Annotated in this window: 19 protein-coding genes; 7 read left to right on the forward strand and 12 right to left on the reverse strand. The window is 73.2% G+C overall.

Annotated elements, in window-relative coordinates; translation table 11 throughout:
- Positions 1–11: 11 nt before the first annotated feature.
- Genes BCF33_RS00965 through BCF33_RS00980 form a run of 4 tightly spaced genes read right to left on the reverse strand, consistent with a single transcriptional unit; the run spans position 12 to position 5,426 of the window.
- Positions 12–980 (reverse strand): nuclear transport factor 2 family protein, encoded by a 969-nt coding sequence (locus BCF33_RS00965; RefSeq protein ID WP_245883678.1) that lies wholly within the window; start codon positions 978–980, stop codon positions 12–14.
- A complete protein-coding gene (locus tag BCF33_RS00970; RefSeq protein ID WP_106159088.1) occupies positions 977–1,855 on the reverse strand; it encodes a dimethyl sulfoxide reductase anchor subunit family protein in 879 nt (292 codons plus the stop codon). The genes BCF33_RS00965 and BCF33_RS00970 overlap by 4 nt, the downstream gene beginning before the upstream one ends.
- Positions 1,855–2,595: a 4Fe-4S dicluster domain-containing protein gene (locus BCF33_RS00975; protein WP_106159089.1), complete on the reverse strand. Its 741-nt coding sequence runs from the start codon at positions 2,593–2,595 to the stop codon at positions 1,855–1,857. Before BCF33_RS00975 ends, BCF33_RS00970 begins: the two co-directional genes overlap by 1 nt.
- Positions 2,592–5,426, reverse strand: a complete 2,835-nt coding sequence (locus BCF33_RS00980; RefSeq protein ID WP_106159090.1) for a molybdopterin oxidoreductase family protein — start codon at positions 5,424–5,426, stop codon at positions 2,592–2,594. The genes BCF33_RS00975 and BCF33_RS00980 overlap by 4 nt, the downstream gene beginning before the upstream one ends.
- A 104-nt stretch (positions 5,427–5,530) precedes the next feature.
- Here BCF33_RS00980 and BCF33_RS00985 point away from each other — a divergent pair, with 104 nt between their 5' ends.
- Positions 5,531–6,514: a KpsF/GutQ family sugar-phosphate isomerase gene (locus BCF33_RS00985; RefSeq protein ID WP_245883679.1), complete on the forward strand. Its 984-nt coding sequence runs from the start codon at positions 5,531–5,533 to the stop codon at positions 6,512–6,514.
- Positions 6,515–7,016: 502 nt separating this feature from the next.
- Here BCF33_RS00985 and BCF33_RS00990 read toward each other — a convergent pair.
- Entirely contained in the window at positions 7,017–7,856 is an 840-nt protein-coding gene (locus BCF33_RS00990; RefSeq protein ID WP_106159092.1) for a fumarylacetoacetate hydrolase family protein, read from the reverse strand.
- 773 nt (positions 7,857–8,629) lie between these two features.
- On the opposite strand from BCF33_RS00990, the gene BCF33_RS00995 reads away from it, so the two are divergent.
- Entirely contained in the window at positions 8,630–10,417 is a 1,788-nt protein-coding gene (locus BCF33_RS00995; protein ID WP_106159093.1) for an IlvD/Edd family dehydratase, read from the forward strand.
- On the opposite strand, the gene BCF33_RS01000 is transcribed toward BCF33_RS00995, so the two are convergent.
- Positions 10,414–10,755, reverse strand: coding sequence for a hypothetical protein (locus BCF33_RS01000; RefSeq protein WP_106159094.1), 342 nt, complete (start codon positions 10,753–10,755; stop codon positions 10,414–10,416). The genes BCF33_RS00995 and BCF33_RS01000 overlap by 4 nt on opposite strands.
- A gap of 160 nt (positions 10,756–10,915) precedes the next feature.
- On the opposite strand from BCF33_RS01000, the gene BCF33_RS01005 reads away from it, so the two are divergent.
- The 4 genes from BCF33_RS01005 to BCF33_RS01020 all read left to right on the forward strand — a co-directional run bounded on the left by BCF33_RS01005 (position 10,916) and on the right by BCF33_RS01020 (position 14,551).
- Positions 10,916–11,692, forward strand: a complete 777-nt coding sequence (locus tag BCF33_RS01005) for an EAL domain-containing protein (protein WP_158259326.1) — start codon at positions 10,916–10,918, stop codon at positions 11,690–11,692.
- Positions 11,693–11,816: 124 nt separating this feature from the next.
- Positions 11,817–12,389 carry a L,D-transpeptidase gene (locus BCF33_RS01010; RefSeq protein ID WP_106159096.1) on the forward strand — a complete coding sequence of 191 codons (573 nt, stop codon included), beginning with the start codon at positions 11,817–11,819 and terminating at the stop codon, positions 12,387–12,389.
- 127 nt (positions 12,390–12,516) lie between these two features.
- Complete coding sequence (locus BCF33_RS01015) at positions 12,517–13,713, forward strand: NAD(P)/FAD-dependent oxidoreductase (RefSeq protein WP_106159097.1); 1,197 nt, start codon at positions 12,517–12,519, stop codon at positions 13,711–13,713.
- Positions 13,714–13,723: 10 nt separating this feature from the next.
- Positions 13,724–14,551, forward strand: coding sequence for an NAD-dependent epimerase/dehydratase family protein (locus BCF33_RS01020; RefSeq protein ID WP_106159098.1), 828 nt, complete (start codon positions 13,724–13,726; stop codon positions 14,549–14,551).
- Here BCF33_RS01020 and pcaG read toward each other — a convergent pair.
- Genes pcaG through pobA form a run of 4 tightly spaced genes read right to left on the reverse strand, consistent with a single transcriptional unit; the run spans position 14,548 to position 17,300 of the window.
- Positions 14,548–15,054, reverse strand: coding sequence for a protocatechuate 3,4-dioxygenase subunit alpha (pcaG, locus tag BCF33_RS01025; RefSeq protein WP_106159099.1), 507 nt, complete (start codon positions 15,052–15,054; stop codon positions 14,548–14,550). The genes BCF33_RS01020 and pcaG overlap by 4 nt on opposite strands.
- Before the next feature lies 1 nt (position 15,055).
- Positions 15,056–15,772, reverse strand: coding sequence for a protocatechuate 3,4-dioxygenase subunit beta (gene pcaH, locus BCF33_RS01030; protein ID WP_106159100.1), 717 nt, complete (start codon positions 15,770–15,772; stop codon positions 15,056–15,058).
- Positions 15,769–16,137, reverse strand: a complete 369-nt coding sequence (gene pcaC, locus BCF33_RS01035; RefSeq protein ID WP_106159101.1) for a 4-carboxymuconolactone decarboxylase — start codon at positions 16,135–16,137, stop codon at positions 15,769–15,771. The genes pcaH and pcaC overlap by 4 nt, the downstream gene beginning before the upstream one ends.
- Positions 16,134–17,300, reverse strand: coding sequence for a 4-hydroxybenzoate 3-monooxygenase (gene pobA, locus BCF33_RS01040; protein ID WP_106159102.1), 1,167 nt, complete (start codon positions 17,298–17,300; stop codon positions 16,134–16,136). The genes pcaC and pobA overlap by 4 nt, the downstream gene beginning before the upstream one ends.
- A 140-nt stretch (positions 17,301–17,440) precedes the next feature.
- Here pobA and BCF33_RS01045 point away from each other — a divergent pair, with 140 nt between their 5' ends.
- Positions 17,441–18,454 (forward strand): extracellular solute-binding protein, encoded by a 1,014-nt coding sequence (locus BCF33_RS01045; protein ID WP_106159103.1) that lies wholly within the window; start codon positions 17,441–17,443, stop codon positions 18,452–18,454.
- 94 nt (positions 18,455–18,548) lie between these two features.
- On the opposite strand, the gene BCF33_RS01050 is transcribed toward BCF33_RS01045, so the two are convergent.
- Positions 18,549–20,201 (reverse strand): ABC transporter permease, encoded by a 1,653-nt coding sequence (locus BCF33_RS01050; protein ID WP_106159104.1) that lies wholly within the window; start codon positions 20,199–20,201, stop codon positions 18,549–18,551.
- 106 nt (positions 20,202–20,307) lie between these two features.
- Complete coding sequence (locus tag BCF33_RS01055; RefSeq protein WP_106159105.1) at positions 20,308–21,309, reverse strand: fatty acid desaturase; 1,002 nt, start codon at positions 21,307–21,309, stop codon at positions 20,308–20,310.
- Positions 21,310–21,461: the final 152 nt, after the last annotated feature.

The following is a 21,461-nucleotide window of genomic DNA, read 5'->3' on the forward strand; positions in this document are numbered from 1 at the left end:
GGGCGAGGCCCTCAGCCCGTCGCCAGCACGATCTGCCGCCAGACGGCCGTCTCGTCGAACAGGGTCCATTCCCGCCGGATGCCGCGGGGCCCCAGCTCGGCGTGGGTCATCCCCATGACGTGGATCTCCGCCCCCGAGGGCGCGCCGAACGTGCCCGGCCCGTCGTGCCGCCCGCTCAGCGACCAGCGGACGGCGGCGCGGGGCGGCATCATGGGATCGTCCCGGCCCATCGCGTGGTGCACCTCGAAGCGTCCGGACGGCACCGCCGAGGCGAGCCCGGCCCAGAAGGCGGACGCGTCGTTCCAGCCGTGCCCGTCGCGGTGCCCGGGATGATGCAGCGCCGCGCCCCTGTCCCAGCCCTCCCGGATCGTGGCGGGGTCCTTCGTCGCGCCGCGCAGCGCCTCGGCCAGCGCGGCGCCCGCCTCGTGCCCGTCGCCCGCGCCCCCGTACGGCCCCGCCACGTCGCGCGCGGGGGCGAAGGGCCTCACGCACCGGTCCGGCCCCCCCTCGCGGGCGATCTGCAGGCGCACCCAGGCCGGCACCTCCCAGCCCATCTGCCGCACGATGGCGCCCTGGTCGCGCACCAGCCATTCGTCCCGGACCGCGCCGCCCTCGCAGTAGCAGTCCGCGATGATGCGGTAGCGCAGGCGCCGCCCCGTGGGCGGCCCGTAGGCCCCCGGCGCCGAATGGGTCGCCCAGCAGAGCAGCCGGTGCGAGGAGAGGAAGCCCTTCCCCCAGGGCATCCAGATCACGTCCTCGCCCGGAAGCTCGCGGTCGGGGAACTCCGCGAGGGTGCCCAGCGTGGCCGCGACGATGCCGCCGTTGCCCACCACGACCGACGCGGGCGAGCGGACGACCAGCCCGTCCGCGTAGAGGCCGCGCAGCGTGTCCACGCGCCGCTCCTCCCAGATCTCGCGGGTGATGCCGAGGACGTAGTCCTCCGGCGTGGCGAACCGTTCCTGGAAGCCTGCCGGGATCAAGTCGTCCGCCCCCCCGGCGCGCCGTAGTAGAGGCCCACGGTATGCTCCGCCTCCGCGAAGAACAGCCACCGCTGCGCGAGGATTCCGGCCGCGAAGCACAGCAGCGCGACGAGCCCCGCCGCGTGCGAAGGCACCAGCAGCAGCAGGAACGTCGGGGCCACGACCGCGAGGAGAAGCGCGATCAGCCGCAGCCGATCGGCATGGCGGCGCCCGACGCGGAACACCATCTCGTGCGTCAGGTAGCTCTCGCCCGTATGGGGGCGCTCCAGCGGCTCGACGCGCGCGCCCAGCCCCGTGGCGGTCCCGACCGTCTGCCCCAGGGCGGCGAACGCGTCGTCGCCGCGGCGCCACGTCGCCACCTGCAGCACCCCCGCCGCGAGGAGGATCATCGCAGCGAGCCAGGTCTGCGCCGCCAGGATCGCCCCCCCGCCCAGGCACCAGAGGAGGAAGGTCGCCGGCGTCGTCCAGTGGTGCCAGCGCGGCACCGCCCGGATCGAGGCGTAGATCATCGCCGTGCACAGCACCGTCAGAAGGCAGAGCGCCGCCGACAGAAGGCCGAGGAGGGGGACGGGCGCCCCCAGCACGGCCGTGAGCGCGAAGAGCGACGCCGCCAGGAGCGCGCCCACCGCCGCCCAGGCCTCCCGCGAGAGCCAGGAGGTGCGCCATTGCGTGAACGACCGCCAGGCCCGCTCCGGCCGGCCGAGGTGGAAGGTCGAGGACACGAGGCCCGCGACCGCCAGCCCCAGCCCGATCCCGTGGAAGGCGGCCGCGGCCGGGCCCACCGGCTGGATCGCCCCCACCCCGAGGAAGACCAGCAGCCCGAAGCCCAGCCCCGACAGGGTCGAGAAAAGGATGATCGATGGCGCCGGATGCATCAGAGCTTCCCCAGCTGCCGGTCGAGCCAGCCCAGAAGGCCCGAAGGCTCCTCCGCGACGGGCTCGAGCAGGGGGGCGAGGACGTCGACCCTCTCGTCCTTCGGACGCGGCGGCAGGTACTTGTTGACGGGCCGCGTGCCGAGGTCCGGCATCAGGTCGAACCCCTCTCGCGCGGCCACCATGCGCGACGCCGCGCTCTCCGGATCGGCGAGGTCGCCGAAATGCCGCGCGTTCGAGGGGCATGTGCGCACGCAGGCCGGCTCGCGGTCCCGCTCGGGCAGGGCGTCGTTGTAGATGCGGTCCACGCAGAGCGTGCACTTCTTCATCACCCCGGCGGAGGGGTCGCGCTCGCGCGCGCCGTAGGGGCAGGCCCAGGCGCAGAGGCCGCAGCCGATGCAGGCCGCCTCGTTCACCAGCACGATCCCGTCCTCCGCCCGCTTCAGCGAGGCGCCCGTGGGGCAGACGGTGACGCAGGGCGCGTCCTCGCAGTGCAGGCAGGACTTGGGGAAGTGGACGGTCTGCGCCGCCCCCTCCTCCGGCACGACCTCGTAGGAGTGGACGCGGTTCAGGAACGTCCCCTCGGGCTCGGCGCCGTAGGGATCGCGGTCCGACAGGGGCGCGCCGTAGGCCGCGTCGTTCCACCCTTTGCAGGCGATCACGCAGGCATGGCACCCGACGCAGATGTCGAGGTCGATCACCAAGCCGAGGCTCCGCTCGGTGCCGGCCGGAAGCATCGTCATCCCTCGGCCTCCGGCTCGCGCCGCGCGCCGTCCGGGCGGCCGTCCCCCGTCACGGGCGGCACGCCCAGCGGGTCGAGGACGGGCCGCGCCTGCGCCCGGGCCTCGGCCTTCTCGACCCGGACGCGCAGGTCGAACCAGGCCGCCTGGCCCGTCACCGGGTCCGAGTTCGCGAACCGTTGCCCGCCCTTCGGCGGCAGCAGCTCGTGAATCAGGTGGTTCATCAGGAAGCCCTTGGTGGCCTCGGGCGCGTCCGCGTCCAGGCCCCAGGCCCTCTTGCGCTTGCCGATCGCGTTCCATGTCCAGACCGTGCGCGGGTTCAGCGCCCGCTGCACCTGCACGGGCACGGTGATCTCGCCATGGGGCGAGGTGACGCGCGCCCAGTCCCCGTCCCGCAGCCCCTCGGCCTCGGCGACGGCGGGCGGGATGAACAGCGGGTTCGTCCCGTGGATCTGCCGCAGCCATGCGTTCTGCGAGCCCCAGGAATGGTACATCGCCATCGGCCGCTGCGTCAGCGCGTGCAGCGGATACTCCTCCGCCCCGTTCGCTTCCGCGCAGTCCCACCAGACGGGCAGGGGGTCCATCTGCCGGTGCAGCGCCGCGCGCCGGTCCTCGGGCGGGCGGGGGTCGCGCTTTCCCTCCGCCGCCAGCTGGAACCGCCTCAGGGGCGCGGACCACAGCTCGAACAGGTAGGGCTGCGGCACGTCGAAGAGGCCGATCCCCACCGCCCAGTCCTGGTAGCCGGCGTTGAACGGCTTCATGTAGCGCGCGCCCTCCGGGACGTGGGACGTCCAGAAGCCCCCCGCCTCCTTGTAGCGCTCGATCTGCTCGGGGTTCGGCCCGCCGCGCCCGTGGCTCTTCCCGTCCCCCCTCCAGCCCGCGAGGGGCCCCACCCCGGGCCGCCGCTCGTGGTTCTGGATGTAGTCGGCGTAGTCCGCGTAGGCCGGGGTGCCGTCCTGCTCCACGAAGCCCGGCAGGCCCAGCTTCGCGCCCAGCTGCACCAGCGCCGTCTGGAAGCCGCGCACCTCGCGGCCGGGCTCGACCACCGGCCAGCGGATCGCGTCCGCGGCGGCGTCCGCCTCGCAGATCGGGCGGTCCAGCAGCGAGATGCAGTCGTGCCGCTCGAGATAGGTCGTGTCGGGCAGGATCAGGTCGGCATAGGCCACCATCTCCGAGGCGTAGGCGTCGGAGTAGATCACCTTCGGGATGCGGTAGCCGCCGTCCTCGCCCCGCGCGGTCAGCGCCTCCATCGCCCGCCCCGGCGACATGGAGGAGTTCCACGCCATGTTCGCCATGTACATCATCACGACGTCCACGCCGTAGGGATCGCCCTTCGCCGCGTTGCCCAAGACCATGTGCATCAGCCCGTGCGCGGCCAGCGGCGCGTCCCAGGAATACGCCTTGTCGATTCGCTTCGGGCCGCCGTCCTCCCCGACCAGCAGGTCCTCCGGGCCCCTGGGATAGCCCAGGTGCGGGCCGTCCAGCGGCTGCCCGGGCACGGCGTTCGCATGGGGGCGGGGATGGGCGTCCACGGGCTTGGGGTAGGGCGGCTTGAACCGGAAGCCGCCCGGCGCCTCGACGCTGCCGATCAGCGCCTGCAGCAGGTGGATCGCGCGGGCCGTCTGGAACCCGTTGGCATGGGCCGACACGCCCCGCATCGCGTGCATCGCGACGGGGCGCGCCTGCCAGCCCTCGTGCCGCTCGCCGCGGAAGTCGGTCCAGGCGCCGGGGACGAACTCCGCGTCCTCGAAGGCCGCGCGCGCGATCTCGCCGGCCAGTTGTCGGATGCGCGCCGCCGGGATGCCCGTCCGCCCCTCGACCGCCTCGGGCGCGTAGTCGTCCGCGAGGTATCGCCCGGCGATGCGGTGGAACGCGCTCTCGTGGCGGTGGCCGCCCCGGTCCAGCGTGCCGGTCAGGAGGGGGCGCACCCCTTCGCCGTTCCAGGGCGCGGGCCTCCCCGTCCGCCGGTCGATGACCAGGGGCTCCCCGTCCTCGCCGGTGAGCGGCAGGAGGTGATCGGGGCTCTCGGGGTCGCCGTCCAGGAGGACCGGGGCGTTGGTCCACCGCGCGAGGTAGTCCGCGTCGATCCGCCCGGCCTTCAGGAGAAGGTGGATCAGCGAGAGCACCAGCAGCCCGTCCGTGCCCGGCGTGATCCCGTACCAGTCGTCCGCGACCGCGTTGTAGCCCGTGCGGACCGGGTTGATCCCGACGATCTTGCCGCCCCGCCCCTTCAGCCGGCCGATCCCCATCTTGATCGGGTTCGAATCGTGGTCCTCCGCCACGCCGAACAGAAGGAACAGCTTCGCGCGGTCCCAGTCGGGCTGCCCGAACTCCCAGAACGCGCCGCCGAGGGTGTAGATGCCCCCCGCCGCCATGTTGACCGAGCAGAAGCCCCCGTGCGCGGCGTAGTTCGGGGTGCCGAACGCCTGCGCCCACCACGACGTGAAGCTTTGCGACTGGTCGCGGCCGGTGAAGAAGGCCAGCTTCTTGGGGTCGCTCTCGCGCACGGGGGCCAGCCAGGACGCGGCGAGGTCCAGCGCCTCCTCCCAGGTGATCTCCTCGAACCGGCCCTCGCCCCGCTCGCCCACGCGGCGCAGCGGCGCGCGCAGCCGGGCGGGCGAATGGTGCTGCATCAGGCCGGCGCTGCCCTTGGCGCACAGGACGCCCCGGTTCACCGGATGGTCGCGGTTGCCCTCGATGTAGGTGACGACCTTCCCGCCGCCGGGCCCGTCCCGGACGTGCACGTCGATCCCGCAGCGGCAGGCGCACATGTAGCAGGTCGTCTTGCGGACCTCGTCGCCGACCCGCGGCGTCAGGTTAGGATGATGTCCCATGCGGGCCTCCCCGCCGGGCGTTGTGGGAACGGGTGCACAGGTTTGCAAGGGCCGCCGCGCGGCGCGGCGATGGACCCTGCGGCGCCGGCATGCTGAAAGGCCCCATGCAAGAGGCCGAAGCCGCCGTCGCCCGCGTCCTGGGCGAGTACGAGACCGCCCTGGGGGGGCTGCGCGCCGCCGTTCCCGCCCTCGCCCCCGCGCTGTCGCGGGCCCGTGCGCTGATCCTCGCGATGAAGGGCCGCCTCGTCGTCGCGGGCATGGGCAAGTCGGGGCACGTGGGGCGCAAGCTCGCCGCGACCTTCGCCTCGACCGGCACGCCCGCGATCTTCGTCCACCCGGCCGAGGCGTCGCATGGCGACCTCGGCATGGTGGCGGCGGACGACGTTCTCCTGATGCTCTCCTGGTCGGGCGAGACGCGCGAGCTGTCGGACCTGATCGGCCACGCCAAGCGCTACCGCATCCCCATCGTCTCGCTCACCGGGGCGAAGGGGGCCACGCTCGCCCGCCGCTCGGACGTCGCCCTCGTCCTGCCGATGGAGCGCGAGGCCTGCCCGATGGAGCTGGCGCCCACGACCTCGACCCTCCTGCAGCTCGCGATGGGCGACGCGCTCGCCATCGCGGTGCTGGAGGCGCGCGGCTTCGGTCCCGAGGACTTCCGCGGCTTCCACCCCGGCGGCAAGCTCGGCGCCGCCCTCCTGCCGGTGTCCGAGGTGATGCACGCCGGCGACCGGCTGCCGCTCGTGGACGCCCGCACCTCCGTGCTCGAGACCGTGGCCGAGGTCGGCCGCAAGGGCTTCGGCATCGTGGGCGTCACCGAAGGGGGGCGGCTGGCGGGCGTGGTCACGGACGGCGACCTGCGCCGCTACCTCGAGGCGAACGTGGGCGGCACGATGGCCGAGGTGATGCAGGGCCGCACCGCGGGCGAGATCATGACCCCCGGCGGCATCACGATCGAGCCGGACCGCCTGGCCATGACGGCCCTTGCCACCCTGCGCGAGCGGCGCATCGGCGCCGCCTTCGTGACGGAAGGCGGCCGCCCCGTCGGCCTCGTCACCCTGCTCCAGCTCCTCGGCGTCGGGGTGGCCTGAGGGGGGCGCGGGGCTCCTCTCCCGGCGACTCCGGCGCGCGAAGCGCCGCGCGGAACGCGCCGCCTTCCTGGAACGGGCACGGCCCGCACGCCCCCGGCACGCCCCCGCCTGCCGCGCCCGGGTCCCATGCCGGACGGCCACGCCGCCGCATGGCCCGTCGCGCCCGGCCGGGGCCCGGACCGTTCCACGCCGCCCGTCCCGTCCCGGCCCGGCGCCGGGAACCTCCGCCCGAAGGAATCGCGTCGCCCGCGGGTCGCCGCGCCCGGCCTGCGCCGCGGCGCCCGGCCGGCGGGGTCTCGCCGCCCTCGGGCGATCGCAGGCCGGATCGCGCGTCCCCGCTTCCTCCACCCGGCCGGCCGGGGCAGCCCCCGCGCCTTCGGGCGCCCGTCGCGGGTCCGGGCGCCGAATCCGCGGCCTGCGCACCCGGGCCGACCCGGCAAGGCGCCCCTTCGGCTGCGGACGGGCCGGTCCCCTTCGCCGGCAGCGCGGGGGAGGCGGGCGCTCAGATCATCCGGACGCCCTGCCGGCCGAGGCCCTCGACCTCGGCGGCCACGACCTGCCCGGCGCTCAGGAAGGTCGGCGGGTCCATCCCGAGGCCCACCCCCGGCGGCGTTCCGGTCAGGATCACGTCCCCCGCCTCCAGCGTCATGAAGCGCGAGAGATAGGCGATCACCTCCGCCACGGGGAAGATCATCGTCGCCGTCGATCCCGTCTGCCGCCGCGCGTCGTCCACGTCGAGCGAGAGGTCCAGCGCCTGCGGGTCCGGCACCTCGTCCGCGGTGACGAGCCAGGGCCCCATCGGCGCGAACCCGTCATGCGACTTGCCCAGCGCCCACTGCCCGCCCGCCCGCTTCTTCTGGTCGTCCCGCTCGGAGAGGTCGTTGGCCGTGCAATAGCCTGCGACATGCGCCAGCGCGTCCGCCTCGGCCACGTCCTTCGCGCGGGCGCCGATCACCACGCCCAGCTCCACCTCCCAGTCGGTCCGGGTGGAGTGCGGAGGGATCCGCACCCGGTCGAACGGCCCGGCATGGGCGGTCCCGGCCTTCAGGAAGACCACGGGCTCGTCCGGGATGCTCGACCCCGTCTCGGCGGCATGGTCCGCGTAGTTCAGGCCGATGCAGACGATCTTGCCGGGGCGGGGCACGCAGGGGCCGGTGCGGACGGTGTCCGGCACGCGGGGCAGGGCGCCCGGGTCGACCGCGCGCAGCCGGTCCAGCCCCCGCGGCGAGAGCTGGTCGCCCGCCAGCTCCGCGCAATGCGCCGAGAGGTCCCGCACCGTTCCGTCGGCATGGAGCACCGCCACCCGTTCCGCCCCCGGATCGCCCATTCGCATCAGCCGCATAGCACCGTCCCCTTCCTGTCCCGCCGCCGCCTCGCCGCACCGGCCAGGACCTTGAACGGCCCTTGCCCGGCCCTTGCAAGGGCGAAGCGCCCCGCGCGGCCGCGCGGCGTCCGGCCGAACGCCTCGATCGCGGGCGTCGCGAAAGTCGCGCCCCGCATCCCGGCGCCCCGGCGCCCCCGCGCCCCGGCCCCCCGTGCCCCGGCCCCCCGTGCCCCGCACGCCCGTGCCCCAGCGCGGCGTGGTCCTCGCCGCCCCGGGCGAGCTGCGCCTCGTCGCCCCGCGCGGCCGCACGGCCCGGGACATCGGCCATCCGGAACGGTCCGGTCCCCCCGCCCGGCGCGACCGCCCGCCGTCACCGGCACCGCCATCATCGCCGCCAGCCCTGGCCGCCCCGTCCGGCCGGCAGGCGATGGGATGGGGAGGTTCCGCCGGCCCTTCCGGAAGTCGCCCGGCGGCATTTGGGCATGCGCGGCCGCCCGCCCCGGGCCGACCCGAAACCGCCCCGAAGCTGCGTCGTTCCGCGCCCGCCTCGGCCCGCGCAAGGCACGGCTCCGCCGTCGCCCTGCGCCGGGCCGGGATCGGGGCGCCCGCGATGGGGGTGCTTCGTCGCTTCGGAATCGGACCGTGATCGTTCATGCGTTCATTTCACCACGGAGATCTTTCCAGGGGGTTAAGCGGGCGCGCGGTGGTCTAGCCCGTTGATATCGCGCGTTCTCTAGTCGGGCCGATCCTCTTCGATTGATTCCCGCCGCCCCGCGCCGCATGACGTGCCCATGACCGACCGAAAGCTCCGCTCCCGCGACTGGTTCGACAACCCCGACGATCCCGAGATGACCGCGCTCTATCTCGAGCGGTACCTGAACTACGGCCTCACCCCGGAGGAGCTGCGCGGCGGCGGTCCCATCATCGCCATCGCGCAGACGGGCAGCGACCTCTCCCCCTGCAACCGCCACCACCTCGTCCTGGAGGAGCGGGTCCGCGACGGCATCCGCTCCGCCGGCGGCATCCCTCTCCAGGTCCCGGTCCATCCGATCCAGGAGACCGGCAAGCGCCCCACCGCGATGCTCGACCGCAACCTCGCCTACCTCTCCCTCGTCGAGACGCTCTTCGGCTACCCGATCGACGGGGTCGTGCTGACCATCGGCTGCGACAAGACCACCCCCGCCTGCCTCATGGCCGCGGCGGCGGTGAACATCCCGGCGATCGCGCTGTCCGTGGGACCCATGCTGAACGGCTGGCACCAGGGCACGCGGGCAGGCTCCGGCACGGTGATCTGGCTTGCGCGCCAGCAGCTTGCCGCCGGCGAGATCACGCCCGACCAGTTCATGGAGATGGCCGCCAGCAGCGCCCCGTCGGTCGGCTACTGCAACACGATGGGCACCGCCTCCACCATGAACGCCCTGGCCGAGGCGCTGGGCATGGAGCTGCCCGGCGGCGCCGCCATCCCCGCCCCCTACCGCGAGCGGGGGCAGGTCGCCTACCGCACCGGCGCCCGGATCGTCGAGATGGTCCACGCGGACCGCAAGCCCTCGGACATCATGACCCGCGAGGCGTTCGAGAACGCCATCGTCGTCAACAGCGCCATCGGCGGCTCGACCAACGCCCCGATCCACCTGAACGCCATCGCCCGCCAACTCGGGATCGAGTTGACGAACGAGGACTGGCAGAGGATCGGCCACCACGTCCCGCTCCTCGTCGACATGATGCCTGCAGGGCGCTTCCTGGGCGAGGATTTCCACCGCGCCGGCGGCGTGCCCTCCGTCATCGGCGAGCTGATGCGCGCGAACCTCCTTCCGCACCCGGACGTCCCGACGGCGAACGGCCTGACCATGCGGCAGTGCTACGAGGGCACGGGCATCATCGACGCGGAGGTGATCCGCACGGCGGACGCCCCCCTCCTGGAGGAGGCCGGCTTCCTCGCCCTGACGGGCAACCTCTTCGACGGCGCGATCATGAAGACCTCCGTCATCGACGAGGAGTTCCGCTCCCGCTACCTCTCCGACCCCGCCGACCCGATGGCCTTCGAGGGGCCCGCCATGGTGTTCGACGGGCCCGAGGACTTCCACGCGAGGATCGACGACGAAACCCTCGGGATCACGCCGGATTGCATCCTGATCATGCGCGGCGCCGGGCCCATCGGCTACCCCGGCGGGGCGGAGGTCGTGAACATGCGCCCCCCCTCCTACCTGATCCGCGAGGGGGTCTACGCGATGCCATGCATCGGCGACGGGCGGCAGTCGGGGACCTCGGGCTCGGCCTCCATCCTGAACGCCTCGCCCGAGGCGGCGGAGGGCGGCGGGCTGGCGCTGGTCCGCACCGGCGACCGGGTCCGCGTCGACCTGAACGTCGGCCGGGTCGACATGCTCGTCCCCGCGGGGGAGCTGGCCGCGCGCGCCCGTGCCCTCGAGGCCGCGGGCGGCTTTCCGGTCCCTCCCTCGCAGACCCCCTGGCAGGCGATGTTCCGGCGCGAGGTCACGCCCTTCACCGCAGGCATGGGCCTGCGCGACGGCCCGCTGTTCCAGGACATCGCCCGGAAGGGGCTGCCGCGCGCGAACCACTAGCCGAGGCCGGCGCCGCGCTCGTCCTCCGTCAGCCCCGCCCACCAGTCGGCATAGCTCGTGTTCCAGGGGGCATGGCGGTTCACGTCGGGCGCGCCGTCCGTCCACCAGACCGGGCCCCGCTCGCCCAGGCGCCGCTTCGCAGCGTCCACCCGCGCCCGGGCCGCGCGCACCGCCTCGCGCTCGCCGCGTGCGTCCCGCACCGCGCGTCGGGCCCGCATGAGGGCGCGCACCGCCTCGTCCCGCTCGGCCTCGGGCAGGGCGGGGTCGCTGCACCGCCACAGCCGGCCCTTCGCGACGAAGTAGCGTCCGTCGGGCGTTGTCGGATAGCGTCTTCCCATCCCTGCCAGGTCCGATCCTTCTTGGCGGCGTGGCATGCGGCATCCTAGACCGGATGCGGCGCCTCAGCCACCGAGGCCCCACCCAGAGGAGCGCAGCCCTGCCCGAGACAGCAACCCATCATGGACAGACGGCTTCCGATCGCGCGGCGAGGGGCGAGTGATGGCGACCCACGCAGACCTCGTGGCCGCGCTGGCGGCGGGCGACCTCGACTATCATGCGCAGCCGGTGCTGGACGTCGCCGCGGGCCGCATCGCCGGGTTCGAGCTCCTGCTTCGCTGGCAGACGCCGGAGGGCGAGGTCTCGGTCCCGCCGCAGCTCCTCGCGCTGCTGCGCGTGCGCCCGGGGGGCGGCCCGCGGCCGCCGCTGCGCCGCGCCGCCGCTGCCGCCACGACCCTTCTGCAGAGCGATCCGGAGGCCTTCGTCAGCTTCAACGTCACCGAAGGCGTGCTCGAGGCGGAGCTTCCCGACCCGGGCGGCTGGATCGACCGGTTGTTGGAAGACCTGCCGCGCGAGCGGGTCGTGTTCGAGATCGTCGAGACCGCCCGCGTCGCCGATCTCGCGCGGACGGTGCGCACCCTCGCGATCCTGAGGGAGAGCGGCGTGCGGATCGCCGTCGACGACTACGGAACGGGGCTGTCGGACATGGAGCGGCTGCGGCAGCTGCCCATCGACATCGTGAAGCTCGACCGCCGCCTCGTCCGCGAGGGGACCCGCCGTCCCGAGGCGCTGGACGAGGTCTTGGCCTTCGCCGGCGGCCGCGCCCTTCCGGTGATCGCCGAGGGCGTCGAGACCCCCGCCGAGCGGGACGCCATGCGCGCGCGGGGCCTCGTTCTGCAGCAGGGATTCCTTCACGGCCGCCCCGGATCGCCCGCCGCATGGGCCGAGGCCGCGGGGGGTGGGCCGGTCGCGCCTGGAGGCAAGCGCACGAAACCGTGATCGGGGGTGCCGCGCCGTCCGCCGCGCGCCGTGCCATGGGGATGACGTCGCGTGGCTGGTGGACCTTGACCCCGGCCCCGCAGGTTATGATCTTCGATACGCACCTTTCGAGGGGAGTCGACGGATGCAGAGACGATCTTTCATGGGCGCCGCGGCGGCGGCCCTGGGTGCCGTCCCCATGGGGCTGGCTCCCTTCGGCGCCGGGGCGCAGGAGTTGCCTGACCAGTTCCTGCCGCGCATGGTGCGCACCCGCGCGGGCTTCGAGGCGAACGAGATCCACGTCGATCCGGGGCAGTTCGCGCTCTACTGGACGCTGCCCAACGCGCAGGCGATCCGCTACTCGGTCGGCATCGGCCGGCCCGGCCTCTACGAGGCGGGCGAGTTCTACGTCGGCGCCAAGCGCGAGTGGCCTTCCTGGACGCCCACGCCCGACATGATCGAGCGCGACCCGGCCAGCTACGCGCAATACGCCGACGGGATGCCCGGCGGGCCCGAGAACCCCCTGGGCGCGCGGGCGATCTACCTCTTCACGCCGTCGCGCGGGGACACGTTCCTGCGCATCCACGGCACCAACGCGCCGCGCACCATCGGCACGGCCGTCTCGAACGGCTGCGCGCGGCTGGTGAACCCGCATGCGGTCGACCTCTACGATCGGGTGCCGCTGAACAGCCGCGTCGTCCTCTACCCGCAGGTCTGAACCCCGTTCCGTGCCTGACAGGCGGCCCGCCCCCTCCGGCGGGCCGTTTCTCTTCGTGCATCTCCACTTGGCAGCGCGGCGGGCCGGTCCTAGCGTCCGGTGACGGCCGGCAGGGAGGGCAGCCGCCATGTGGGACGCGCCCGAGGGGGACCGCTACGACGTCGTGATCGCGGGCGGGGCCATGATGGGGTCCTCGACCGCATGGTGGCTGTCCGAGCTGGCGCCCGAGCTGTCGGTGCTGGTCCTCGACCGCGACCCCTCGTTCGAGTTCGCCTCGACCACCCGCACCAACTCCTGCATGCGCCAGCAGTTCTCGAGCGAGCTGAACGTCCGCCTTTCCCGGTTCGCGGCGGAGTTCGTGCAGGATCTGCCCCGCTTCCTTCGCGAGGACTGGGCGCCGCGGCTGAGGGTGCAGAGCTTCGGCTACCTCTATCTCGCCGCCGACGAGGGGTCCGCGGAGATGCTGCGCGCGAACGCGGAGGTGCAGAGGCGCTGCGGCGCGGCGACGGAGCTGCTGACGCCCGGTCAGATCGCGGAGCGCTATCCATTCTATGAGCTGGACGACGTCGCCCTCGGCAGCATCAACCTCGTGAACGAGGGCTGCTGGGACGGGCAAGCCGTTCTCGACGCGTGGCGGCGGTCGGCGCGGGGCAGGGGGGCGGAGTTCGCGCGGGGCGTCGTCACGGGGATCGAGACCGCCGGGGGCCGCGTGACGGCCGCGCTGCTGGAGGACGGCACGCGGATCGCCTGCGGCACCCTTGTGAACGCCGTGGGCCCCCGCGCCGCCGCCCTCGCCCGCATGGTCGGGACCGAGCTTCCCGTCGCGCCCCGCAAGCGCTGGACCTGGGTGTTCCACGCCGAGACCCCGCTCGACCGGCCGCTTCCGCTGACCGTCGATCCCTCCGGCGTCCATGTCCGCGAGCTGGGGGGCGGCACCTATCAGGCGGGCGGCCATCCCGAAGACGACCCCGACGTCGATCCGGACGACTTCGCGCCCCGGGACGGCCTTTTCGAGGACCACGTCTGGCCTGCCCTCGCCCGCCGCATCCCCCTCTTCGAGCGCATCCGCGTCACCCATGAATGGATCGGCCACTACGCCTACAACCGCTTCGACCGGAACGCCGTCGCGGGCCCGCATCCGGACGTGCCCAACTTCCTCTTCCTCAACGGATTCTCGGGCCATGGCCTGCAGCACGCGCCTGCCATGGGGCGCGGCACCGCCGAATGGATCGCCCATGGCGGCTACCGGACCCTGGACCTCTCGCCCTTCCACTACGACCGGATCCCCGAAGGACGGCCGATCGTGGAGCGGGCCGTCATCTGAAGGAACCGACATGCTCGAGAAACTCGTGCTCACCGGCGCGGCCGGAAATCTCGGCGGCCACCTGCGCGCGCCTCTCTCGCGGCTCTGCAGGGAACTCGTCTCGTCCGACATCGCCGAGGGCGTCGGCGACCTCGCCCCGAACGAGACCTACGTGAAGGCCGACCTGGGGGACCCGGGCGCGATGCTCTCCCTCTTGGAGGGGGCGGAGATGGTCGTCCATTTCGGCGCCATCGCCGACGAGGCGCCATGGGAGGCGATCCACCGTTCGAACCTTCTCGGGGCGTTCAACGTGTGGGAGGCGGCGTATCGGAACGGCCTGCGCCGGGTGGTCTACGCCTCGTCCATCCACGCCGTCGGGATGGTCCCCAAGACCGAGGCCATCACCGTCGACACGCCCCACCGGCCCGACACCTTCTACGGTCTCGCCAAGTGCTTCGCCGAGGACCTGGGCCGCCTCTACTGGGAGAAGCGCCGCCTGGAATCGGTGCACATGCGCATCCTCTCCTGCACGCCGAAGCCGAACAACGCGCGGGCGATCGGTTCCTGGCTGTCCTATGACGACCTGACGCGGCTGGTGACGCGCGCCATCGACACGCCGGTGACGGGCTTCTCGGTCATCTACGGCGTGTCCGACAACGACCGCTCGCCGGTGGACAATTCCGGCGCCTCGCATCTGGGCTACCGCCCCCGGGACAACGCCGAGAAGTGGGCCCGGGAGATCTACGCCGCCTCGCCCCCGCTGGACCCGACCGACGACGCGAACCTTCGTCATGGCGGCCCGTTCGCGACGACCCCGCTGGGCGAGGGGGCCGAGGCGCTGCTGAACCCTAAGGGCTAGAAGTCGAGGAACACAGTCTCGCCGGTCCCCTGCAGCCGGATGTCGAACCGCGCCGTCGCGCCGTCCCATGCCGCCATGAGCGTTCCGGCCCGGTCCCCGGCCGCGCGCAGCACGTCGTCCTCGGCGGGTTCGAGATAGGCGCGGGTGTGGAGCGCGGCGTTGATGCCGCGCGCGAACACCAACAGCGAGACGAAGGGCGCGCCGGGGCGGATCGTCTCGAACCGGTAACGCCCGGCGGCGTCGCAGGCGCAGCGGCCGTAGCCCCCGAAGGCCGAGTCCGCGCCGGGCGTTCCGGGAAAGCGTCCTGCGGCGTCCGGCTGCCAAAGCTCGATCAGCGCGTCGCCGCAAGGCTCGCCCGCGCCGTCGCGGACAGTGCCCCCCAGCTCCATGGCCTCGCCCCGCACGCCGGGCGCGCGAAGGTCGCGGCCGAAGCTGGCCCGTCCCTCGGGGGCGAGCCCGATGTGAAGGTAGGGCCCGGCTGTCTGGGACGGGGTCTCGCGCATCTCAGAGGCCCTCGGCGCGGTTCTCGAACGGGGTCTGCGCGCCGCCACGCAGGACGACGTCGAAGCGCCAGGCGACCAGGTCCATCGGCACGGTCCCCTCCATGTCCAGCCGCGCGACCAACCTGTCCCGCGCCGCCTGCGAGGGCACCGCGTTCAGGATCGGGCAGAGGGGGGTCAGGGGATCCCCCTCGAAATAGAGCTGCGTCACCAGCCGCTGCGCGAAGGCATGTCCGAAGAGCGAGAGGTGGACGTGCATGGGCCGCCAGTCGTTGCCCCCGTTGGGCCAGGGATAGGGGCCGGGTTGGATCGTGCGGAAGGCGTAGCGCCCCTCGGCATCCGTCATCACCCGCCCGCAACCTCCGAAGTTCGGGTCGAGCGGCGCGAGGTAGCCGTCGCGCGCGTGCCGGTAGCGCCCGCCCGCGTTGGCCTGCCAGAGCTCGAGCAGCGCATGGGGCACGGGGCGCCCCCCCTCGTCCCGGACGGTGCCGTGGACGCGGATGCGGGGGCCGATCGCGGTCTCGCCCGGCGCGGCGTGGTTCACGAGGAGGTCGCCGTCGAGCGGACCCAGGGAAAGATGGCCGAAGACCGGACCTGCCTCCTCTGCCGGTCCCGGAGGCATCGCCAGGGGCGGATGCGAAGGCGCGCGCAGGCGGGTGCTGCGATAGGCCGGGGTCAGCGCGGGCGGGTGCCAGCCTTCGGGGCGGGGACCGATGCTCACAGGTCCACCCCCATCTCGGCGTAGACCTCGCGCGCGATGCGAGTCGCGGTGTTCGCGCGCGGGATGCCCGCATAGGCCGCGGCGTGGAGGATCACCTGCATCACCTCGGCCGGCGTTGCCCCCGTGTTGGCCGTCGCGCGGACGTGGAGGGCGAATTCTTCCGGGTTGCCCGTCGCGGCGAGGATGCCGAGCGTGACGAGCGACCGCTCGCGCCGGGTCAGCGTGTCGTCCGCCCAGAGACGCCCCCAGGCGACGTCCGTGGCGAAGTCCTGGAACGGACGGTCGAACGCCGTCGCCCCGGCTAGCGAGCGGTCGACATGCGCGTCGCCCAGGACGGCGCGGCGGGCTTCCTCGCCCTTCGTCACAGCGGCAGCCCCACGTAGTTCTCGGCCATGGCGGCGCGGGCGCTCGCGCTCTCCTTCAGGAAGGCGAACTCGGCTCGCTGCATCCGGCGGTCGAAGGCCGACTGGTCCGGGTATCGGTGGAGGAGCGAGGTGAACCACCACGAGAAGCGCACCGCCTTCCACACCCGCGCCAGAGCCCGGTTCGAGTAGGCGTCGATCGCCCCGTCGTCGCCGCCGAAATGGTCGATCAGCGCGCGCGAGAGGTAGTGGACGTCCGAGGCGGCCAGGTTCAGCCCCTTCGCGCCCGTGGGCGGCACGATATGCGCCGCGTCGCCGACGAGGAAGAGGCGACCCCAGCGCATCGGCTCGCACACGAAGGAGCGCAGGGGCGCGACCGACTTCTCGACCGAGGGGCCGGTGACCAGCGCCTCGGCGTGCTCGGGCGGCAGGCGGCGGCGCAGGGCGTCCCAGAAGGCGTCGTCGGACCAGGCTGCGGGGTCCTCCTCCGCCCCGCACTGGACGTAGTAGCGCGAGAGCCCCGTGCTGCGCATGGAGCAGAGGGCGAAGCCCTTCTCCGACCCGCTGTAGATCAGCTCGTCGTGGACGGGCGGCGTCTCCGACAGGATGCCGAGCCAGCCGAAGGGATAGACCTTCTCGTGCTCGGTCCGGCGACCCTCGGGGATCGTCCGGCGCGAGACGCCGTGGAACCCGTCGCATCCCGCGACGAAGGCGCAGCGTACGCGGCGGGGGCGCGCTTCGTGCCGAAAGGAGACCGACGGCGCGTCGGTGTCCGCACCCTCGATCACGACGTCGTCGACCCCGTGCAGCACGGGCGCGCCGGCCGCGTCGCGCGCCTCGTAGAGGTCGCGCGTGACTTCCGTCTGACCGTAGACCGTGACGGCGTGCCCGGTCGCCTCGCGGAAGCTCAGCCGGAAGCTCTCGTCGCCCCAGCCGATCAGCGTGCCGGCATGGCGGATGCCCTCCTCCCGGCAGCGCGCCCCGACCCCGACCTCGTCCAGAAGGGCGACGGTCCCCCGCTCGAGCACGCCCGCGCGGATGCGCGAGAGGACGTGCTCGCGCGATCGCCGCTCGAGGATCAGCGTCTCCACGCCCGCGCGATGGAGGAGCTGCCCCAGCAGCAGGCCCGACGGCCCGCCCCCGATGATGACGACCTGCGTTTCCATCGCGCGACACTTGCCCGCCGGCCGGGCGCGCGCAACCGCGCTTGCAATATCCGAGCGTTCTTGTCAGGAACTCGGCATCCCAGCCAGCGGCGGCCTCCCCCCCCGCGAGCCCGGTCCGCCCTTTCCGAACGGAGACAATCATGACCCGCACCTCGATCCTCGCGCTGCTCGCGGCGGCCACGGCCGCGCCCGTCCTCGCGCAGGAGCTGAACCTCTACTCCTCGCGCCACTACGACACGGACGAGCGCCTCTACTCGGACTTCGAGGACGCGACCGGCATCACCATCAACCGGATCGAGGGCAACGCAGACGAGCTGATCGCCCGCATGGAGGCCGAGGGCGCGAACAGCCCTGCCGACGTCCTGTTGACCGTGGACACCACCCGGCTGGAGCGGGCCAAGGACCTCGGCCTGCTGCAGCCGGTCGAGTCGGAGTTGCTGGAGGAGCGCATCCCCGCGAACCTGCGCGATGAGGACGACGAATGGTTCGGCTTCTCGCAGCGTGCGCGGATCGTCTTCTACGACGAGGACGAGGTCGGGAATCCGCCGCAGACCTACATGGACCTCGCCGATCCGCAGTACGAGGGGATGATCTGCCACCGCTCGTCGACCAACGTCTACTCGCAGACCCTCCTCTCGGCGATCATCGAGCACTACGGAGAGGAGGCCGCGGCCGAATGGGCGCAGGGCTTCGTGGACAATTTCGCGCGCGATCCCCAGGGCGGCGACACGGACCAGCTTCGCGGCCTCGTCTCGGGCGAGTGCGACATCGCGATCTCGAACACGTACTACTTCGCCCGCGCCATCCGCAAGGACGTGGACGGCCTCGGCCAGGAGGAGCTGGACGGCATCGGCTGGGTGTTCCCGATGATGACCGACGAGGAGGGGGCGCACGTGAACCTCTCCGGCGCGGGCGTCGCGGCGAACGCGCCGCACTACGACAACGCGGTCGCCTTCCTGGAGTACCTCGCCTCGGACCAGGCGCAGGAATACTTCGCCAACGGCAACGACGAGTATCCGGCCGTGGAAGGCGTGCCGGTGTCCGAGTCCGTCGCGACACTGGGCGAGTTCGAGGGCGACACCGTCGACCTCTCGGCCGTGGCGCAGAACGTCGACGCCGCGAACCGCATCTTCGGCGAGGTCGGCTGGGAGTGATCCGCCAACCTTGGTGACGCCAGCTTGGGGGGGGGCGCCTTCGTATCGGGGCGCCCCCTATCCTTCGAGGGAGAAGGCGCTACCCGCGCTCCGGCTAGTCCCCGCGGCCCAGGCGGCGCACCAGGAGGAGCACCGGGACCAGCCCGACGGCGGCGATCACCAGCGAGGGGACGGCGGCGCCCTGCAGCCGCTCGTCCGCGGCGAGACGGTGGGCCTGCACGGCGAGCGTGTCGAAGTTGAAAGGCCGCATGATCAGCGTTGCGGGCAGCTCCTTGGCGATGTCGACGAAGACGATCAACGCCGCCGCGGCCAGGGAGGGCCGCAAGATCGGCAGGTGCACCGAACGCACGGTGCCCCAGGCGCTGCGCCCCAGTACCCGGGCCGCCGCGTCCGTGCTGGCGGTGACGGTGGCGAGCCCCCCTTCGTAGGCGCCGATCGCCGCGGCGAGGAAGCGGATCGCGTAGGCCGCCACCAGAAGCCAGATCGAGCCGGTGAAGAGAAGGCCCGTGTCGACCCCGAAGCGGGCCTCCATGAAGGCGTCGACCGCATTGTCGAGGGCGGCGAACGGCACGAGGAGGCCGACCGCGATCACCCCGCCCGGCACCGCGTAGCCGAGGCGGGCGATCGTCAGCGCCCCGGCGCTGGCCCGTCCCGGCGCGAGGCGCGCGAGCGTGCCCAGGAGCACCGCCGCGCCCACGGTCAGCGCCGCGCCGACGGTCGCCAGGGTCAGCGTGTTCGTCACGAAGCCCGCATAGCGGCGCGAGAGCAGCGACTGCTCCGACCCCGTCGCCATCGCCAGGAGAACCCCCGCGGGAAGTACCGCGCCGAGAAGGACCGGCGCGGCGCAGGCCGCCGTCGCCGCCCATCCGCGCGCGCCCCTCAGACGGACCCGCCCGGGCCGGGCGCCCGGGCGTCCGGCATAGTCCGCGCCGCGCCGCCCCCGCCGCTCCAGGATCGCGAGGAGGAGGGCGAAGGCCAGAAGCCCCAGCGCCAGCTGCGCCGCCGCGGCCCGGTCGCCCAGGCTGATCCACGCCGTGTAGATGCCCGTCGCGAAGGTCGGCACCCCGAAGAAGGCGACCGTGCCGTAGTCGGCGATGACCTCCATCCCGACCAGGAGTACCCCCGCCGCGATGGCGGGCCGGGCCATCGGGACGGCGACGGCGGCGAACGCCCCCCAAGGCCCCCGACCGAGCGAGCGGGCGACTTCGTAGGCCTCCCGGCCCTGGAGCTGGAAGGCGGACCTCGCGAGGAGGTAGACGTAAGGGTAGAGCACCAGCGTCAGGACCATCGCCGCCCCGCCCAGCGAGCGGATCTCCGGGAACCAGTAGTCGCGCGGCCCCCAGCCCGTGACCTCGCGGAGCAGCGTCTGCACCGCCCCCGGATGGTCGAGGAGATGGGTGTAGGCATAGGCCAACACGTAGGCGGGGAAGGCGAAGGGAAGGACCAGCGCCGGTTCCAGAATCCGGCGGCCGGGGAAGTCGGTGGCGGTGACCAGCCAAGCCGCGCCCGTCCCGATCCCCAGCGTTCCGGCCCCCACGATCCCTAGCAGCGCGAGCGTGTTGGCCGCGTAGGCCGGCAGCACCGACCCGGCGAGCTGCCGGGCCGTCCCCGTCGAGCCCGTCGTCGCGGCTAGCAGGACGCCCGCATGGGGCAGGGCGCACATCGCGGCGATCAGCGCCGCGGCGGCGATCAGCGGGGCGGGCGCGCGGCGGCCCCGGCGGGCCGGGGGGGCGATCTGGTCCGTCATGGCGAGGGTCCTCGGGCGGCGACCTCCTATCGGTCCACGGCTTCCTCCGGTCAACCGGGCCGGTTCGGGGTACGCCGGCCGACGAGGGGGACGCGGGCCTGTTCCCTCACGCCGCCCCGGTCCGGTCCCAGGCCGCGAGCGTGCCCGGCGAAGGGTCGGCGTCCGGGACGAACCCTTCCCGCAGGGGATGCGTCACCGGGTCCTTCGCTCGCAGCAGGTGGGTGCCGATCACCTCCGCGTAGGAGCGGTAGCGGTAGCCCCCGTTCCGGACGAGCGTCGCCTCCCGTTCGGCATCGTAGGCCGCGGGGAGGGCGTACCACGGCAGGCGGGGGCGGGCATGATGGAGCGCGTGGAGGTTGTTGTTGAGGAAGAGGAAGGCGAGCAGTCCGCGGTCCTCGATGACGACGCTGCGGGCACGGGGCAGATGATGGGCCCGATGCTCGAGGAAGGTGCGGATCTTCAGGACCGATACCGACCCGTAGGCCGCCGCCCCGTACGCCCAGAGCGGCAGGGCGGAGAGGGAGACCGCCCACAGCACCAGCGCTAGGCCCGGCAGGTGCAGCGCCCAGGCGAGGAACACCGCCCCGTCCTCCCGCGCCATGGCCCGGAGGTCGTCGCGCCAGAGACGGAAGGCCGACACCGCCGGACCGAACGCCATCCGCCCCAAGAGCGTGTTCTGCATTCGCAGCACGACCTTCCAGGGTGCCGGCAGCCCCGCCCAGTCGGCTGGATGGACGAAGTTCGACTCGGGGTCGTCGTAGGGATCGGTCAGCGCGGGGTCGCGGTGATGCGCGAGGTGGGTGTCCCTGAACCGCCGGTAGGGCAGCCAGAGGCCGAGGGGCAGGAACACGCAGCCCTCGTTCAGCCGCGCGGAGCGGAACGGATGGCCATGGAGCACCTCGTGCTGCAGCGAGGAGTGGAGCGCCAGGAGCGGCACGAGGAGAAGGAGGGAGGGCAGGGGGCCCAGCCAGCCGGCGCCGGCAAGGATGGCCGCCCAGCCGCCATGCGTGAAAAGGACGAGGCCGATGGTCGGCCACTCGATCCGATGCCCCTCGGACGCCGTGCCACCCGCGCACGCATCCGAAGCGGGGCTGAGGCCCTTCTTCATGGTCCCTCCGTTCCAGGACGACGATATTCGGAGAGCGGACCGGCCGGACGGGTGCCGTAGGGGCGCGCTCGCGCGGAGGCTAGCCCAGGATGGATCGGCTAGACAAGATACTGGAGGCCGAACGGTGGCACATGCGACATGGAGCAACCTGT

Source organism: Hasllibacter halocynthiae (assembly GCF_003003095.1).
In the GTDB taxonomy this organism is placed as follows: Bacteria; Pseudomonadota; Alphaproteobacteria; order Rhodobacterales; family Rhodobacteraceae; genus Hasllibacter; species Hasllibacter halocynthiae.